The sequence below is a fragment of the Sedimenticola hydrogenitrophicus genome (genome assembly GCF_029017505.1).
In the GTDB taxonomy this organism is placed as follows: domain Bacteria; phylum Pseudomonadota; class Gammaproteobacteria; order Chromatiales; family Chromatiaceae; genus Sedimenticola; species Sedimenticola hydrogenitrophicus_A.
The window spans coordinates 70,410-86,926 of record NZ_JAQGEI010000001.1 but is presented as its reverse complement, the minus strand read 5'-3'; the positions used below and the strand labels follow the sequence as shown (position 1 = coordinate 86,926).

The 16,517-nt window shown below is 61.6% G+C and carries 16 protein-coding genes; 8 read left to right on the top strand and 8 right to left on the bottom strand.

Annotated elements, in window-relative coordinates; translation table 11 throughout:
• Window positions 1-91 precede the first annotated feature (91 nt).
• A complete protein-coding gene (ald, locus tag O9K64_RS00355; RefSeq protein WP_275096079.1) occupies window positions 92-1,210 on the bottom strand; it encodes an alanine dehydrogenase in 1,119 nt (372 codons plus the stop codon).
• A 189-nt stretch (window positions 1,211-1,399) separates the two neighbouring features.
• On the opposite strand from ald, the gene O9K64_RS00350 reads away from it, so the two are divergent.
• Together O9K64_RS00350 and O9K64_RS00345 are read left to right on the top strand one after the other, a co-directional pair.
• Window positions 1,400-2,287, top strand: coding sequence for an ABC transporter ATP-binding protein (locus O9K64_RS00350; protein ID WP_275096078.1), 888 nt, complete (start codon window positions 1,400-1,402; stop codon window positions 2,285-2,287).
• Window positions 2,288-2,290: 3 nt separating this feature from the next.
• Window positions 2,291-3,295 (top strand): ABC transporter permease, encoded by a 1,005-nt coding sequence (locus O9K64_RS00345; RefSeq protein ID WP_275096077.1) that lies wholly within the window; start codon window positions 2,291-2,293, stop codon window positions 3,293-3,295.
• 38 nt (window positions 3,296-3,333) lie between these two features.
• Here the strand turns inward: O9K64_RS00345 and O9K64_RS00340 are convergent, their stop codons facing one another.
• Window positions 3,334-3,915: a c-type cytochrome gene (locus tag O9K64_RS00340; RefSeq protein WP_275096076.1), complete on the bottom strand. Its 582-nt coding sequence runs from the start codon at window positions 3,913-3,915 to the stop codon at window positions 3,334-3,336.
• A 122-nt stretch (window positions 3,916-4,037) separates the two neighbouring features.
• Between O9K64_RS00340 and sigZ the strand changes: the two genes are divergently transcribed.
• Window positions 4,038-4,583 (top strand): RNA polymerase sigma factor SigZ, encoded by a 546-nt coding sequence (sigZ, locus tag O9K64_RS00335; RefSeq protein ID WP_275096075.1) that lies wholly within the window; start codon window positions 4,038-4,040, stop codon window positions 4,581-4,583.
• Between the two features lie 84 nt (window positions 4,584-4,667).
• Window positions 4,668-5,462 (top strand): arsenite methyltransferase, encoded by a 795-nt coding sequence (locus O9K64_RS00330; protein ID WP_275096074.1) that lies wholly within the window; start codon window positions 4,668-4,670, stop codon window positions 5,460-5,462.
• A gap of 44 nt (window positions 5,463-5,506) precedes the next feature.
• On the opposite strand, the gene O9K64_RS00325 is transcribed toward O9K64_RS00330, so the two are convergent.
• The 6 genes from O9K64_RS00325 to O9K64_RS00300 form a co-directional block, all read right to left on the bottom strand.
• Window positions 5,507-6,112, bottom strand: a complete 606-nt coding sequence (locus O9K64_RS00325; RefSeq protein ID WP_275096073.1) for a DNA-3-methyladenine glycosylase I — start codon at window positions 6,110-6,112, stop codon at window positions 5,507-5,509.
• Between the two features lie 131 nt (window positions 6,113-6,243).
• Entirely contained in the window at window positions 6,244-7,548 is a 1,305-nt protein-coding gene (locus O9K64_RS00320) for a type II toxin-antitoxin system HipA family toxin (protein ID WP_275096072.1), read from the bottom strand.
• The gene (locus tag O9K64_RS00315; protein ID WP_275096071.1) at window positions 7,542-7,892 is read right to left on the bottom strand and encodes a helix-turn-helix transcriptional regulator; all 351 of its coding nucleotides are present in this window, start codon (window positions 7,890-7,892) and stop codon (window positions 7,542-7,544) included. The genes O9K64_RS00320 and O9K64_RS00315 overlap by 7 nt, the downstream gene beginning before the upstream one ends.
• Window positions 7,893-8,161: 269 nt before the next feature.
• Window positions 8,162-8,506, bottom strand: coding sequence for a winged helix-turn-helix transcriptional regulator (locus O9K64_RS00310; protein WP_275096070.1), 345 nt, complete (start codon window positions 8,504-8,506; stop codon window positions 8,162-8,164).
• Window positions 8,503-8,790 carry a toxin-antitoxin system TumE family protein gene (locus O9K64_RS00305; RefSeq protein WP_275096069.1) on the bottom strand — a complete coding sequence of 96 codons (288 nt, stop codon included), beginning with the start codon at window positions 8,788-8,790 and terminating at the stop codon, window positions 8,503-8,505. The genes O9K64_RS00310 and O9K64_RS00305 overlap by 4 nt, the downstream gene beginning before the upstream one ends.
• 114 nt (window positions 8,791-8,904) lie before the next feature.
• Window positions 8,905-11,418 carry a glycogen/starch/alpha-glucan phosphorylase gene (locus O9K64_RS00300; RefSeq protein WP_275096068.1) on the bottom strand — a complete coding sequence of 838 codons (2,514 nt, stop codon included), beginning with the start codon at window positions 11,416-11,418 and terminating at the stop codon, window positions 8,905-8,907.
• Window positions 11,419-11,923: 505 nt separating this feature from the next.
• On the opposite strand from O9K64_RS00300, the gene O9K64_RS00295 reads away from it, so the two are divergent.
• The 4 genes from O9K64_RS00295 to O9K64_RS00280 are packed head-to-tail and all read left to right on the top strand — an operon-like array spanning window position 11,924 to window position 16,432.
• Window positions 11,924-13,825 (top strand): TonB-dependent receptor plug domain-containing protein, encoded by a 1,902-nt coding sequence (locus tag O9K64_RS00295; protein WP_275096067.1) that lies wholly within the window; start codon window positions 11,924-11,926, stop codon window positions 13,823-13,825.
• Window positions 13,825-14,382: a YfiR family protein gene (locus tag O9K64_RS00290; protein WP_275096066.1), complete on the top strand. Its 558-nt coding sequence runs from the start codon at window positions 13,825-13,827 to the stop codon at window positions 14,380-14,382. Before O9K64_RS00295 ends, O9K64_RS00290 begins: the two co-directional genes overlap by 1 nt.
• Entirely contained in the window at window positions 14,379-15,998 is a 1,620-nt protein-coding gene (locus O9K64_RS00285; RefSeq protein WP_275096065.1) for a sensor histidine kinase, read from the top strand. Before O9K64_RS00290 ends, O9K64_RS00285 begins: the two co-directional genes overlap by 4 nt.
• Window positions 15,995-16,432, top strand: coding sequence for a response regulator (locus O9K64_RS00280; protein WP_275096064.1), 438 nt, complete (start codon window positions 15,995-15,997; stop codon window positions 16,430-16,432). Before O9K64_RS00285 ends, O9K64_RS00280 begins: the two co-directional genes overlap by 4 nt.
• Window positions 16,433-16,517: the final 85 nt, after the last annotated feature.

Here is a 16,517-nt window from a genome sequence, read left to right as displayed (position 1 = left end):
AAGGGGTGTCAAGAAACGGCCTCGGGATCGGCGCCCCCTGGGTGCCCTGCAGGGCGGGCCATGCCCGCCATTTGCGGGGTTGCTGGCGGGCTCACAGCGCCAGCGCCTCCCGAGCCGGCAGATAGTCGTAACCCAGGGCACTGGCCACGGCTTCGTAGGTGACACGCCCCTTGTGCACATTCAGCCCCTCCAGCAGATAGGGATCATCCGCCAGGGCCAGGGGGAAGCCCTTGTTCGCCAGTGCCAGGGTAAACGGCAGGGTGGCGTTGTTGAGCGCGAAGGTGGAGGTGCGGGCCACCGCGCCGGGCATGTTGGCGACGCAGTAATGGACAATGTTGTCGACGATATAGGTGGGATCGGCGTGGGTGGTGGCGTGGGAGGTCTCGAAACAGCCCCCCTGGTCGATTGCTACATCCACCAGTACCGAGCCGGGACGCATGCGCCCCAGCATCTCGCGGGTCACCAGCTTGGGGGTCGCCGCCCCCGGCACCAGCACCGCGCCGATCACCAGGTCGGCGTCCAGCACATAGGCCTCCAGCGCCTCCTTGGTGGAGTAGATGGTGTTGAGGCGGCCGCCGAACTGCAGATCCAGCTCCGCCAGTCGTTGCAGGGAACGGTCCAGCACCGTGACGTGAGCTTCCAGCCCCATCGCCATGCGGATGGCGTTGGTGCCTACCACGCCGCCGCCGATCACCACCACATTGGCCGGCGCCACACCCGGCACCCCGCCCAGCAACAGGCCCGCGCCGCCGTGAGACTTCTCCAGACACTGGGCACCGGCCTGAATCGACATACGCCCCGCCACCTCAGACATGGGCACCAGCAGCGGCAGGCCGCCGCGCCGGTCGGTCACGGTTTCATAGGCGATGGCGGTGACGCCGGCGTTGACCAGCAGTTCCGTCTGGTTGGGATCGGGCGCCAGGTGCAGGTAGGTGAACAGCAGCTGGCCCTCGCGCAACAGGCGGCACTCGGAGGATTGGGGCTCCTTCACCTTCACCACCATCTCGGCCCGGTCGAACACGCTTCTGGCCTCCGCCACGATCTCGGCGCCCACCGCCCGATAGGCGTCATCATCCATGCCGATACCGGCACCGGCCTCACTCTCCACCACGACCTGATGGCCATGGAGTGTCAGCTCACGCACACTGGCCGGGGTCAGGCCCACCCGGAACTCGTTATTCTTTATCTCTCTCGGCACACCAATCAACATACTGGTCTCTCCCCCTCGTTATGGTTCGGATAAATCCGTGAATAAAAGTCGTCCCCCGATAGGTAAAATTCAGACCATTCCGCCCACCCTTTTCCGGTTAATTTTAGGCCATCGACGACTGCGCCGACGGAGGATCCCACGCCGCCGTCAAATCGCTTACAATGACCGATCAATCAGGGCGGATATTTCATGAGCAGCATCCTGCAGGTCGACAATCTGGTCAAACACTTCAATGGCGTGCAGGCGGTCAATGGCGTCAGCTTCTCCATCGAGCGCGGCAGCTGCTTCGGTCTGCTCGGTCCCAACGGCGCCGGCAAGACCACCACGGTGGAGATGCTGGAGGGGATCATCACCCCGACCCGGGGGGATATCCGCTACAAGGGAGAGCCGACCGGCGTGGCGTTCCGGACCGAGGCCGGCATCATGTTTCAGGAGACCGCGCTGCAGGAGTTTATCCGGGTCGGCGAGATCCTGGAGCTGTTCAGCCGCTTCTACCCGCGCACCCGCCCGATCGATGAGCTGATCGAGCGCTGCGCCCTGGGCGAATTCCTCGACCGCGACGTGCGCCGACTCTCCGGGGGCCAGCGTCAGCGACTGCTGCTGGCCATCGCCCTGATCAATGACCCGCAGATCGTCTTTCTCGACGAGCCTACCACCGGCCTCGATCCCCAGGCGCGGCGCAACTTCTGGCAGCTGGTGAACGACATCAAACGGGAGCAGAAGACCCTGATCCTCACCACCCATTACATGGAGGAGGCGTATGAGCTGTGTGACGAGATCATCATCATGGACCACGGCAAGATCATTGCCCAGGGTTCGCCCCGGGCGCTGCTGAAAGAACATTTCGACCACTCGGTGATCTGCCTGCCGGCCGGCGAGGTACCGGAATCACTCGACAGCGACAGCCGGATGCGGCTGCACCGGGCAAATGGCCAGGTGGAGATCCTGAGTGACAATATCACCGCCTCCATCGAGCTGCTGATCGCCCGGGAGGTGCCGTTGACCCACCTGCAGATCCGCTCCCGCACCCTGGAGGATCTGTTTCTGGAACTGACCGGCCGCGAGCTGAGGAGCTGAACCGTGGGATTCCGTCGCTTCCTGGCCGTGCTTTCGGCCCGCAACCTGGAGTTCCTGCGCGACCGCAGCGCCCTCTCCTGGAATATCGTGTTGCCGGTGCTGATCGTGTTCGGCTTTGCCTTCGCCTTCTCCACCGGGGGGCAGACACTATTCAAGGTGGGGCTGTTCGGCCAGCCGCAGCAGGTGCCCGGCATCGAGCGCTTTCTGCATCTCAAGCACATCCAGTTCATCCCGGTGGAGAGCATCGCGTCCGCCATCCCCAAGGTGGAGCGGCACCAGTTGGACATGCTGCTGGAGACCGCCAGCGGCAGCTACTGGATCAACGATCAGTCGGCCAACGGTTATCTGCTGGAGCAACTGCTGGCGGGGGGCGAGAACCGCTTTCACAAACAGACCGTCAGCGGCGAGGCGATCCGCTACGTGGACTGGCTGATTCCCGGTGTACTGGGGATGAACATCATGTTCAGCGCCCTGTTCGGCGTCGGCTACGTGATCGTGCGCTATCGTAAAAACGGCGTCCTGAAACGGCTCAAGGCGACCCCCCTCACCGCCTTCGAGTTCCTCTCCGCCCAGGTGGTGTCGCGGCTGTGGCTGATCGTCGCCGTCACCACCCTGGTCTATACCGGTACCAACCTGTTGGTGGGTTTCCGCATGTACGGCTCCTATCTGACCCTGTTCCTGGTGCTGGTCATCGGCACCTTCAGCATGATCTGCCTGAGCCTGATCATTGCCGCGCGCCTCTCCAGCGAGGAAACCGCCAACGGCCTGCTGAACATGATCAGCTGGCCGATGATGCTGCTCTCCGGGGTCTGGTTTTCGTTGGAGGGCTCGCCGGAGATTATCCGCCAAGCAGCGCAGATATTCCCGCTGACCCACATGATCGAGGCGGCCCGCGCGATCATGATCGACGGCGCCGGGCTGTGGGATATCGCCCCGCGCCTGTTGATCATGCTGGCCATGAGCGTGCTGTTCATGACCATCGGCGCGCGCAGTTTCAAGTGGGAATAGTTGATTTACCCTGGCATGTGAGCCGCACGCCGGGTTATTTACCTGGTATTTTCCACGGTCAGAACAAAGCCCTTGTGGATCTGCTGGTGGACATAGGTCAGCACGTCCCAACGCTGCCGCTCGTTCAGCAGCTGGTCAAATGCGGGCATTGCCGAATTAGCCGATTTGAACGGTTCCACCGTCCCCCCCTTACTCACGCGCCAGAAGAGATAGGCGTCACTGATGCCGTCCTTGGCATGAAAATGCTTACTGAGGTCAGCCGGCCGGTGGACCAGACCACGCGCCAGCGGCCCGTCGCCGATACCGGATACACCGTGGCACTGGGCACACTGCTGGGCGAATACCCCCATGCCCCTGACCACCGCCTGTGGGTCATCCCAGTCGGGGTTTCGCTTGTCGGCGTAGGCGTGGGGAGGGGTCACCCAGGATTTGTGCCCGTGACGCGCCATATGTTCCGTATGCTCCTTGCGGCCTTCCATGTGCCCGGCCTCGGTTCCCATGCTGTGCTCACCCCGTTTCTCCATATGCATCTCTTCGCTGGCCAAGGGCAGGGTTGCAAACAATAGGGAGCCCATAATCAGGGTTGTATTGATGGGATTCAATATTCCACTGCGTGTCATGTCGTATCACCTCCAAATCAATCCCCTACAAGTAATAATGTTAGCAGTAATAGCTGCATCGGGGCTGTAAATCGATTCATAATCACCGATGCGGTTCAACCAACTCGCGGATCAGGTCACCCATGAACGACTTCTGGCAACAACACAAAGAGCGGCTGCGCGGCTATGTCGCCCGGCGCGTCCGGGAGCGGGATGCCATCGACGATATTCTCCAGGATGTCTATCTCAAGGCCCACCTGAGCCTGCACAGGCTGAAATCAAAAGGCAAAATCACCTCATGGCTCTACCGCATCACGGCAAACACCATTGCTGACCATTACCGGACGCAATCGCCCACTTCCGAACTGCTGGCAGACCTGGCGGCCCCCGAGGGCGAACGGAATTATGGCGCGGAGCTGGCGGATTGCCTGCGCCCGCTGATCGCCACGCTGCCCGAAACCTACCGCACGGCACTGCTCCTTTCCGAACTGGAGGGGTTGCCGCAAAAGGAGGTGGCCGTGCGCCTCGGCCTCTCCCTCTCCGGGGCAAAATCCAGAATCCAGAGGGGCCGGGAGAGATTGCGGGCGCAACTGCTGGCCTGTTGCGACATCGAGTGCGAGCGCGGCCGGATCGTCGGCTATTCACCGCGTGACGGCAACGACAGGTTCTGTAAAAAGCCCTGCGACTGAAAAGCGCTTGCGTCTTTTTCCGGCTTTCTCCGTCTATAGGGTAGAACGCGGCAACCGCCGCACATCCAACAACGGGAGAAACCCATGGACAACCTGAAGCATGACGAAATTCGCCAGGCGGTACGACAGCAGTACGGCCGCGTGGCCAACGGCGAGGGCAGCGGCTGTGGCAGCGCCTGCTGCGGTGCGCCGACAACCAGCGTAGCGAGCCTGTCGCAAGGGCTTGGCTACAGCGCCAACGAGACCGGCGGTGTCCCCGCGGGCTCCAACCTGGGGCTGGGTTGCGGAAACCCGCAGGCCATCGCCGCGCTCAAACCGGGCGAAGTGGTGCTCGACCTGGGCAGTGGGGGTGGTTTCGACTGTTTCCTCGCGGCGCGCCAGGTGGGGGATAGCGGCCGGGTGATCGGCGTCGACATGACCCCGGATATGGTCTCCCGGGCGCGGCAAAATGCCGCGCAAGGCGGCTATCGCAACACCGAGTTCCGCCTCGGAGAGATCGAGCATCTGCCGCTGGCCGACGCCACGGTGGATGTCATCATCTCCAACTGCGTGATCAATCTCTCCCCGGATAAACCCCGGGTGTTCGCGGAGGCCTACCGGGTACTGAAACCGGGCGGCCGGCTGGCCATCGCCGACGTGCTGGCGCTGGCCGAATTGCCGGAGGCGATGCGCCAGGATCTGGCGCTCTACACCGGTTGCGTGGCCGGCGCCTCACGGGTGGCGGAAGTGGAAGCGATGCTGCGCGAGAGTGGCTTTGAGCAGATTCGCATCACGCCGAAGGACGAGAGCAAGCGCTTCATCCGCGACTGGGCGCCGGGGTCGTCGGTGGGTGATTACGTGGCATCGGCCAATATCGAGGCGGTGAAACCCGTGACCTGAAGGCGCATCGGCGTGGGCGTTGTAATGATTCGCCGGTTTACGGGTCAGGGTCGTGTAAAACGCTCGCGCGCACGTTCCACTTTATCTCGGATAACGCAGGTCCCGACATGATCGTTGATCAATCCCATGGCCTGCATAAAGGCGTATACGGTGGTCGGGCCGACAAACTTCCAGCCCATCTTTTTCAACGCCTTGGACAGCGCGACCGATTCATCCGACGTCGATGCGGTTTGCGGCGCCGCCAGGTTGTCGGCCCGGGGTTCATAACGCCAGAAAAAGGCGGCCAGGGACCCCTCCTGCCTTACCAGCTCCTGGGCACGTTGCGCATTATTGATCACCGCCTCGATCTTGCCACGATGCCGCACGATACCCGCATCCTGCAGCAGGCGATCCACATCGCGCTCGGTGAAGCGGGCCACCTTGTTGAAATCAAACTGGTGGAAGGCCGTGCGGAAGTTTTCCCGCTTGGCCAGGATGGTGCGCCAGCTGAGGCCCGACTGGAAGCCTTCCAGGCAGAGCTTTTCAAACAGGCGCCGGTCATCATCCACCGGGTAGCCCCATTCGTGGTCATGGTAATCCAGAAACTCCGGCGCGGCGCTACACCATCGGCAGCGGGGTTTGTTGTCCTGGGCGATAAAAGGCTCGGTCATCACGGACTCCTCGATTAATGCCGGTTCAATCCAACAGGAATTTCAGGCGCTCCGCCGCCTGCTGATTCCATTCATAGTAGCGTAGCTTTGCCGGATGATGGGATGGTCTTTTCCCCACTCCAACCGGCGCATCAGGAAAAAACCAGGCGGTGATGCTTGCCGATGACCGCCGCGAAGGGCTCCGGCACGCCCGCTTGCGCCGCGTAATCCGGCCAGCGGGAGACCACCTCCCGGACCGTTTCAATAATTTCCCGGGCCTCCCGGGCAAAGGTGGCGGCGGGCGCCAGCAGGTCCTCCAGGACAAACTGATCCCGCTTGCCGTTCAGGGTCATCTGGTGGGTGGCCACCCAGGGCGAATCGGCTCGGAAGCTGTAAGCCAGGTCAAACGCCGGAGCCAACCGCCAGTCGCCCCCCTGGCGGCGGGTGAAACCGACATTCTTCGGGTGGTCATCCTGGTTGCGGGCGACGATATTGAACACCATGCGCCGGTACATCTCGAGCGCCGAACGACGGTCCAGGCGCAGGCGGCGCATCAGGCCGAACAGCTGCTCATAACTGTAGTGCCCGGGCTTTTTATAGTCCGCGTGATCCATGGCGCAGAGCGACTGGAAATGGAGCTTCTCGTTGCCGATCCGGTCGAAGCGCCGGGTCATGAAATGGGCCCGTTCCCCCTCTTCCAGCAGTTCGCAATGGGAGATATGGATGCCCGCGTCCCGGGCCATCAGGTAATAGGCGTACTCCATGCGGCCATACCCCTGCGGGTCACCGAAGGTCTGATGGGTACGGTTGCTGTCCACCACGCCATCGAATTTGAGGATAAAATGCTCAAAGCCTTCGGGGCAGTCCACCTGGCCGCTACGCAGTTCGGTACGCTCCCGGTTGACGGCGACCACCGCCTTGGCGCGCGCCCCGCCGGCGGAGGTGCCCACCTGAAACAGCGACTCCAGGCCATCGCCGCGCTGCTCCCGGTCTATCGCCACCTGCAGGGCGGCGCGGCCGTCGATCACCTGCTGGGCCATCGCCACCAGGGCATCGACCCGCAGCGGGGCGGTCCGGGTCAGCGCCTGGTCGAACTCCGGGTGATACTCCAGCGCCCCCATCCCGCGGCGCCCGGTGTAGAGCAGGCGCTCCACCGGGGAGAACGAGCCGGGGTCGCGCCCCCGCTTCGCCAGCCAGGCATCGATCACCGCATTGCCGAAATCGTCTGGCAGGGTATCGGCGAAGGCGGCCGGCAGGCCGCGGTAGGTGGCATAGGGGAGCTCGCTGAACAGGTACTTGCGCCGCCCGAGGGGCAGTCGGATGGGCGAAATCTCGACCCCTTTGCGGAGCCAGCCGGGGGCGTATTCAAAGGCGCTGAAGCCGGTCTCCTCGTTATAGGCCAGGGCGCCCACGAGTTCGCCCCACAGCATCACCCGGGCGACCTGGTGCGTTACCATCCGAGATCCTCCTCAGCGTGCGGATCCTTTTTGCGCCCACCGGCCCCGGATGCGCGCTGGCGCTGGCGCCCCTGCAATTCCAGCAGGGCCATGGGGCTGAACGGAGTCTCCGGGATAAAGCGATTCACCAGCTCCAGCTGCCCGAGCACCCGCAGGATGCCGATCAGGGTGGCAAACTTGCCCCTCCCCTTGATCACGGCGCGGTAGGTCTTGGTGGTGATCCCCAGCTCCTCGGCAATACTTTCCTGGGTGATATCCGCCTCCAGCCGCAGCTGCTCGATGCGCCCGCCCAGCTCGGCGGCAATGGCCTCGTCGCTCATGGAATACAGGTTTTTAACAGGCATATATTTACCTATAAATAGCTATTTATACCGGTTAAGAGTAATTATTTACCTATATTAGTACATTAAACGGACGAATGGTGTAAATATTTATTAAGGATATTTTTATATCTCTAATACCTTATTTTTGCTATTAAAGCATATTATTTTGCCTGATAACTTTCAGGCTCAGCCATGATCGGATACTGTTTATTAAAGCTGCGGATGAAGAGGTTTTATAGCTGCCTCAGCGGCAGGTATAGCGGAGCAGCCGCCGGGAGGCGGAGCGTTCTTCATGCGGCCGTGGTCACCGTAAAATCCACGTGCACCGCATCATAGGGAAAAATCACCTGTCCGGTGTCCGTACGATCAAGCACACCTGCATTAAGCAACGCCTGCACATCGCCATGTACGGCCTTTACGTCCCGCCCGACACGCCGGGCGATTTCGCGAATCGTCATCCCTCCTTGTCCGGTCATTGCCCTGATAATTTCCCACCGCTTCACGGTGAGCACTTTCCATAGCAGCTCAACCGAGTCAAAGGATATAAACTCTCCTTGCCGCTCACCACGGAATGCAGCGGCCATCTGTCGTTTCGTTTCCTCGATCGAGGAAATGCCAAGCGTAACGGTCTTCATTGTGCTGTCCTCCACGACTCTACATCCGCCCAGAAGTCTGCTTGCAGTGTCTCCAGGTCGATAAAGCGATACGGCACTTCGCGGCCTGCCATATGCTTGTGATCGCCTTTCCCCGCCTCGTTGTCATAGCGCAGTACACAAGCCCCTTCCGATACGAGAGCCAAGCTGTACTTGAAGCTGTGGCGACTACCCCGCACCGAGCCACGCACCCGCCAGATTACGATTTCAACGAACGCTGTCTCCAACAGCCCCTCGCGCTTACGGAACAGCAGTTCGGCTTTCATGTGTTGGACATTATGCCAACAACCGCGCGTTGTCAATTAATCCAACAATTCCGCGTCATGAACACACAGGAGTCGGCTTACCCAGTCGAATGTTGGGTGTCCCGGGTTGCGTATTTATCGAGCGCACCCGGGCTTGTCGCTGTTAGACGGCCCACTGGCCCCCTGCACCACCGGACTCACCGCCCAGATGCGCTTGGCATATTCGTGAATGGCGCGGTCACTGGAGAAACAGCCCATGCGGGCCACGTTGAGGATGGCGCGCCGCGTCCACTCCTCGGGCTGACGATATAGCTCCAATACCTGTTCCTGGGTCTGCAGGTAGTGCTCGAAATCGGCGCATAGCAGATAGCGGTCGGTCCGCAGCAGATCCTCCACAATGGGACGATGCCGATCCAGCTCCTCCGGAGAGAAAAAGCCTTCGGAGATCTGCTTCAGGGCGTTGGACAGGGCCGGACTGGCTTGTACCCAGGCCCTGGGGTCATAGCCTTCCGCATGCACCTGTACCGCCTGCCGGCAATCCAGTCCGAAGATAAACATATTCTCTTCACCGACCGCCTCGCGGATCTCCACATTGGCCCCGTCCAGAGTACCGATGGTCAGGGCTCCATTGAGGGACAGCTTCATATTGCCAGTGCCGGACGCCTCGGTACCCGCCATGGAGATCTGTTGGGAAAGTTCCGCCGCCGGGATGATGTCCGCCGCGGTGCTGACATCATAATCCGGGATGAACACCAGCCGCAGCTGATCGCCGATATGGGGGTCGTTGTTGATCACATCCGCCACATCATGGATCAACTTGATAATGCGCTTGGCCATGTCATAGCCGGGCGCCGCTTTGCCGGACAGGATCACAGTGCGCGGTACCCAGTCGGCATCGGGGTCGGTGCGCATGCGATCGTACAGATGGACCACATGCAGCAGGTTCAGCAACTGGCGCTTGTACTCATGGATGCGCTTGACCTGCACATCGAACAGCGACTCCGGGTTCACCGCGATCTGCAGATGCCGGTGGATCAGGGCGGCAAGGCGTGTCTTGTTTTGCTGTTTGACCTGGCGAAAGGCGGCGCGGAAGCCGGCATCCTCCGCCAATGGCTCCAGCCCCTGCAATTCACGCAGATCCTTCAGCCAGCCGTGGCCGATGTGTTTGCCGATCAACGCCGACAGCGACGGGTTCGCCTGGTTCATCCAGCGCCGCTGGGTAACCCCGTTGGTGACGTTGACGATCTGTTCCGGCTGCAGCCGGTGGAAATCGGCGAATATGGTTTGCTGGATGATCTCCGTGTGCAGCTTGGCCACGCCATTGACCGTATGGCTGCCGACGATGGCCAGGTGCGCCATGCGCAGGCGACGCTCGTCCCGTTCATCGATGAGCGACACCCTCCGCAACAGATCAAGATCGCCCGGATTGCGATGTCGCACATCCTCCAGGAAACGCCGGTTGATTTCATAGATGATCTGCAGGTGTCGCGGCAACAGCTGGCCGATCAGCTCCACCGGCCAGGTTTCCAGCGCCTCGGACATGATGGTGTGATTGGTATAGGAGAAAGTGCGCTTGCTGATATTCCAGGCCTCATCCCAGCCGAGGTCATGCACATCCATGAACAGACGCATGAGTTCCGGAATGGCAATGGCGGGATGGGTATCGTTGAGCTGGATCGCCACCTTGTCGGGAAACGGCGCGAAATCCTCGTGGCGCTTGAGGTAGCGGTAGAGGATATCCTGCAGGGAGGCGCTGACGAAGAAATACTGCTGCTTCAGGCGCAACTCGCGGCCCATGGCCGTGGTGTCGTTCGGATACAGCACCCGGGACAGGTTCTCCGATTCATTCTTGTCGGCCACCGCCTTGATGTAGTTGCCCTCGTTGAAGTAGTTGAGGTTGAACTCCCGGCTCGACTTCGCACTCCACAGGCGCAGATTGTTGACGGTGTTGCTGCCATAGCCGGGAATGGGGGTGTCATAGGCCATGCCCATGACCACCTCGCCCTCCACCCAGTGATGACGCAGTTTGCCGACCTCGTTCACATAGTCCACCACCTTGCCGTAGAAACGCACCAGGTACAGCACCTCGGGCCGGGAAAACTCCCAGGGATTGCCGTAGCGCAGCCAGTTGTCCGGATGCTCCACCTGGTAGCCGTTCTCGATGCGCTGGGTGAACATGCCGTACTCATAGCGAATGCCGTAGCCATAGCCTGGCAACCCCAGGGTGGCCATGGAATCGAGAAAGCAGGCGGCAAGCCGCCCCAGACCACCGTTGCCCAGCGCGGCATCGGGCTCCTGTTCACGGATCTCCTCGAGATCCAGGCCGCACTGCAACAGGGCATCCCGGGTTTCCGGTTCGATGCACAGATTGAGAATGCTGTTGTAGAGGGTACGGCCGATCAGGAACTCCAGTGACAGGTAATACACGCGCTTGGTGTCCTGGTGATAATAGCTGCGCATGGTGGACATCCAGCGCTCGATCATGCGATCGCGCATCACATAGGACAGGCTGTTGTACCAATCGCGCAGGTTGGCGGTGAGGCTGTCCTTGCCGACACTGTACTCGAGACGATTGGCCAGGGAGCGCTGCAGGTCCTCGGCACTCATTCCCAGATGCTCGTGGTAGATATTTTTTTTCGGGTCATTCATATGGATGCACCTTTAGGAACCTCTTGTCCCCACTTCATTCCTGCGACCGGCCGCCTCGCGGCTGACGCCGCCCGTCTGTAGAGAAGCGACGCCAGTCACGATGAATAACACCTCGATATTAGTCCGGATCGGGAACCCCGCAGATATCGAGGCGATGAAACCCGTGACCTGACGGGCATGCGGGACCTGCGGGCATGCGAACGGACAGACCACTATTTTCTAAGGGGCGGCGCACCATCAAAAAACCTTCAACCTGACGAGCCATTTATTTACCATACTTTTTTTATAGTATTTGGCAATCGGTAATCCCGGCCATTAATAGGCTGGCAATTCCTCACCGGTCGTCTATACATTTAGTTCTAGATCGACTCAGGGCGTTTCCGACTGTGTCGGTCACGATCCCGAACAGGCGGCGGAAAAGCTCTCTTATGCTGCCTATACCCTCCATGTCTGGACGCTTGTTATGCTGGCAAGGATTTCACGGAAGAGCCGCGCGGATACGGCATTGCCATACGGTCGCCCAAAACGGCCGCTTGTTCATTACCTCAGCCTGCTGTTGACCGCAGCGCTGCTGCTGCCCCCGCAGGCCGGGGCCGCCAGCTATGCCTATGCCGGCGATGAGCTGATCGAACTCAGCCTCGAGGATCTGGCCAACCTGACGATCAGCTCGGTATCGAAAAAACCCGAGAGCCTGTCCGATGCCGCCGCATCGGTATTCGTCATCACCGCCGAGGATATCCGTCGCAGCGGTGCTACCAGCCTGCCCGAGGTCCTGCGCCTGGCGCCGAACCTGCTGGTCGCCCGCGTCGATGCCGCCAACTACGCGATCAGCGCCCGGGGTTTCAACGCCACCACCGCCAACAAGCTGCAGGTGCTGATCGATGGCCGCATCGCCTATACACCGCTGTTTTCCGGTGTGTTCTGGGATGCACAGGATGTGCTGCTCGAGGATGTCGAGCGTATCGAGGTGATCAGCGGCCCCAACACCACCATCTGGGGCAGCAATGCGGTCAATGGCGTGATCAATGTGATCACCCGCGCTGCCGCCGATACCCAGGGTACCCTGCTGGCGGCGGGGGCCGGCAATCTCGAGCGGGGCGCGACGTTGCGCTATGGCGGCGCCCTGCAAAGCGGCGGCCATTATCGGGTCTACGGCAAGGGTTTCCGGGTCGAAGAGTCGCAGCGGGAAAGCGGCGGCGAGGCCGGGGACGGCTGGCACAAGGGTCAGGCCGGTTTCCGCGTCGATACGCCGCTGAATGGCAGCCTGACCCTGCAGGGAGATGCCTATGAGGGCCGGCTGAACCGGCAGGCCGAAGATCGGGACGAGATCCGTGGCCTCAACCTGCTGAGCCGCTGGCGGCATGAGCTCGGGGATGATGCGACACTGGAGTTGCAGGCCTACTACGACAGGACCGAGCGCGACATTCCCGGCCAATTCGCTGAGACCCTGGATATCCTCGATCTCGAACTGCAGCACAATTTCAGGTTGGGCGAGCGGCAGACGATCGTCTGGGGTCTGGGCCATCGTTCGGCCTGGGACGATGTGACCAACTCGGCGCTCCTGGCCTTTCTGCCGGCCAAGAAGCGCCTGCGCTGGAGCAACCTCTTCCTGCAGGACGAGATCAGCCTGCGGCCGAACTTGCAGCTCACGCTTGGCGGCCGGTTGGAGCACAACAGCTATACTGGCCTGGAATTTATGCCCAATGCCCGGCTGGCCTGGAGTATCACGCCGCAGGATCTGCTCTGGACTTCGGTGGCCCGGGCGGTGCGCACGCCGTCGCGCCTGGACCGCGACTTCTTCGTCTTCGTGCCGTCGCTGCCACTGGTCGGTGGTCCGGATTTCGAATCCGAGACCGCGGATTCGCTCGAGCTTGGTTACCGCGGCTCCCGCTCAGGGCGGTTCAACTACTCGCTGACCGCGTTCTATCATGACTACGCTGATCTGCGTGCGCTCGAACCGGTCGGTGATGGCACCTTCGTGCTCGGCAACGGTATCGAGGCGCAGATCTACGGGCTCGAGGCCTGGGGCGATTTCCAGGCCACCGAGCGCTGGCGCCTTAGCGCCGGCGTCCTGCTGCGCCGGGACGATCTCGATCTTGCACCCGGCAGTATCGAGACCTCGCAGGGCAACGACCCGTCGAACCAGTGGCTCTTGCGGTCCAGTCTGAATCTCGGCCCCGCCCACGAGTTCGACCTGACGCTGCGCCATGTGGGCGAGCTGCCGGATCCACAGGTACCCGCCTATACGGCCCTGGACCTGCGCCTGGGCTGGAAGCCCACGCCCAATGCCGAGCTGTCCCTGTCGGCCTGGAACTTGCTCGATTCAGCGCATGGCGAGTTCGGTGAGGCTACGTCGCGCAGCGAAGTCGAACGCAGTCTTTATCTTGAACTGCTGCTGAGGTTTTGATGACGAAACGACCGGCGGCACTGATGATCAAACTGTTCTGGCTGAGTCTCTGGCTGGTGACAGTGCCCGCCGCCGCACAGGAAATTACGCCCGAGAACCGCATCAAGGCCGCTTTTCTTTACAAGTTCAGCCTCTACGTCGAATGGCCCGACGAGGCCTTTGCCGGGCCCGCCGATCCGATCGTGATCGGGGTCGTCGGCGATATCACCATCGCCAAGGAGCTGCAGCGGGTGATCGTCGGCCGTAACGTCAAACAGCGGCCGCTGCAGGTGCGTTTTTACCGCAACGACATCACCCCGGCGGGGGTCCATCTGCTATACGTCGATGGCAGGGACCGGGCCGCCCGACATACAGTGCTCGAGCACCTGCAGGACCAGCCGGTGCTGCTGGTTACCGACGATCCCGACGGACTGGCAACCGGCGGTAGCGTCAATTTTGTTGTCGAAGGCGACCGGGTCCGCTTCGATATCTCGCTGATTGCCGCCGAGGCCAAACAGTTGCGCATCAGCTCACAGTTGCTGGCGGTCGCGCGTCAGGTACGAAGGGCACGGCCATGATGCGGCGTCTCGGTATGAATCAGGGGCATTCGGCGCACGACTCGCCGGCGCGGGACAGGACGCCCGGCGTGACAGGCCGCTCCGGGAAGCAGCATTTCGGACTGCGTTCGATCCGCCACAAACTGACCCTGGGCGTGCTACTGACGACGGTGACGGCGCTGTTGATTTCGGGATCCATCATCATCGTCTACGACCTGGGGGACTTTCGTGAACGTACTCAGCAGGATCTTCGCACCCTGGCTGACCTGATGGGCCAGGCCAGTGTGGCGGCGCTGCAGTTCGACGATCCCGGGGTCGCCGGTCAGCAACTGGCGCTGCTGCACCTGCGCCCGCAGATACTGGCCGCTGCGATCTACCGGTCCGATGGCGCACTCTTCACCCACTATGCCGCCGCGGACATCGAGCCCGCGGTGCTGCCCGAACGGCCGGGTACGGCGGATTTTCGTAGCGTCGAAGGCCAACTGGGTCTGTTCCAGCCTATCCAGTTCGAGAACGAGGTACTCGGCTCCGTTTATCTGCTGGCGGACTTTCCCTATAACGAACGGCTATTACGTGATATCGGCATCGTCCTCGGCGTGGCTCTGCTGGCGCTGGCGATCTCGATGCTGGTCTCGCTGTGGATCCAGACACGCATCACACGCCCGGTACTTCGGGTGAGCGAACTGGCACGAAAGGTGGTCGAACAGCGGGATTACAGCCTGCGCGCCGAAGGCACCACCGACGACGAGATCGGCTATCTGGTGGAGGCCTTCAACGACCTGCTGTCGGAAATAGGCCGGCGCACCAAGGCACTGGAGTCCAGCAACCGCCGGCTGGCCGAGGAGATAGGCGAGCGTATCGAGGCCAGCGACGAGGTCAGACGCCTGAATGCCGAACTCGAGCAGCGGGTGCTCGAGCGCACCGCCGAACTGGAAAATGCCAACAAGGAACTGGAGGCCTTCAGTTACGCGGTATCGCACGACCTGCGGGCGCCGTTACGTTCCATCGACGGCTTCAGCCAGGCCCTGCTCGAGGACTACCAGGCGAGTCTGGACGTTACCGGCCAGGACTACCTGAGCCGGGTACGCCTGGCGGCCCAGCGCATGGGGGTACTGATCGACGACCTGCTGAACCTGTCCCGCGTCAGCCGGACGCAGCTCGATCGTGAGGTGCTGGATCTCAGCGGCATGGCCGAGGAGATCGTGGCGCAGCTGCGGGAAAGCGACCCGCAGCGCGAAGTGGAGGTGCAGATCGCCGCCGGGATGAGCGGCTACGGCGACGCAAGGCTGATCCGGGTGGCACTGGTGAACCTGCTCAACAACGCCTGGAAATACACCGGCAAGCGCAGCCAGCCACGGATCGAATTCGGCCTGCGCGATGCCGCCGGTCGTCCCAGCTACTTCATTGAAGATAACGGCGCCGGCTTCGACATGACCTATGCCGGCCGGCTTTTCGGCGCCTTTCAGCGCCTGCATGATGCGCGCGATTATCCCGGTACCGGGGTCGGTCTCGCAACGGTCCAGCGCATCATACGCCGTCACGGCGGCCAGATCTGGGCCGAAGCGGAGGTTGACCGGGGCGCGGTCTTTTATTTCACGCTGCCGCAGCCCCCGGAGACGATAACAGGAGATGGATGATGCACAGTAAACCGATACTGCTGGTAGAGGACAACGCCGATGACGAGGTCCTGGCCCTCAGAGCCTTCAGCAAGAGCAATATCAGCAATCCGATCGTGGTCGCCCGGGACGGCGCTGAAGCCCTCGATTACCTCTTCGCCCAGGGTCAGTATGCCGATCGGGACAGCCGCGACCTGCCCGCGGTAGTACTGCTCGATCTCAAGCTGCCGAAGATTGACGGCTTGGAAGTGCTGCGCCGGATCAGGGACAACGAACAGACGCGAATGCTGCCCGTGGTCGTTCTCACCTCGTCGAGACAGGATGAGGATCTTGTCAGCAGCTATAACCTGGGCGCCAACAGTTATGTGCGCAAGCCGGTGGACTTCAACGAGTTTGTCGCGGCGGTGGGCCAGCTGGGCATGTACTGGCTGCTGCTGAATCAGCTGCCCTATTAGTCAGGGGTAGTCAGGAGTAATCAGGGGCCTGATCGATGGTGACCCTGAACCCGACCCGGCCAGACCACAGCAGCGGGCCGGTACG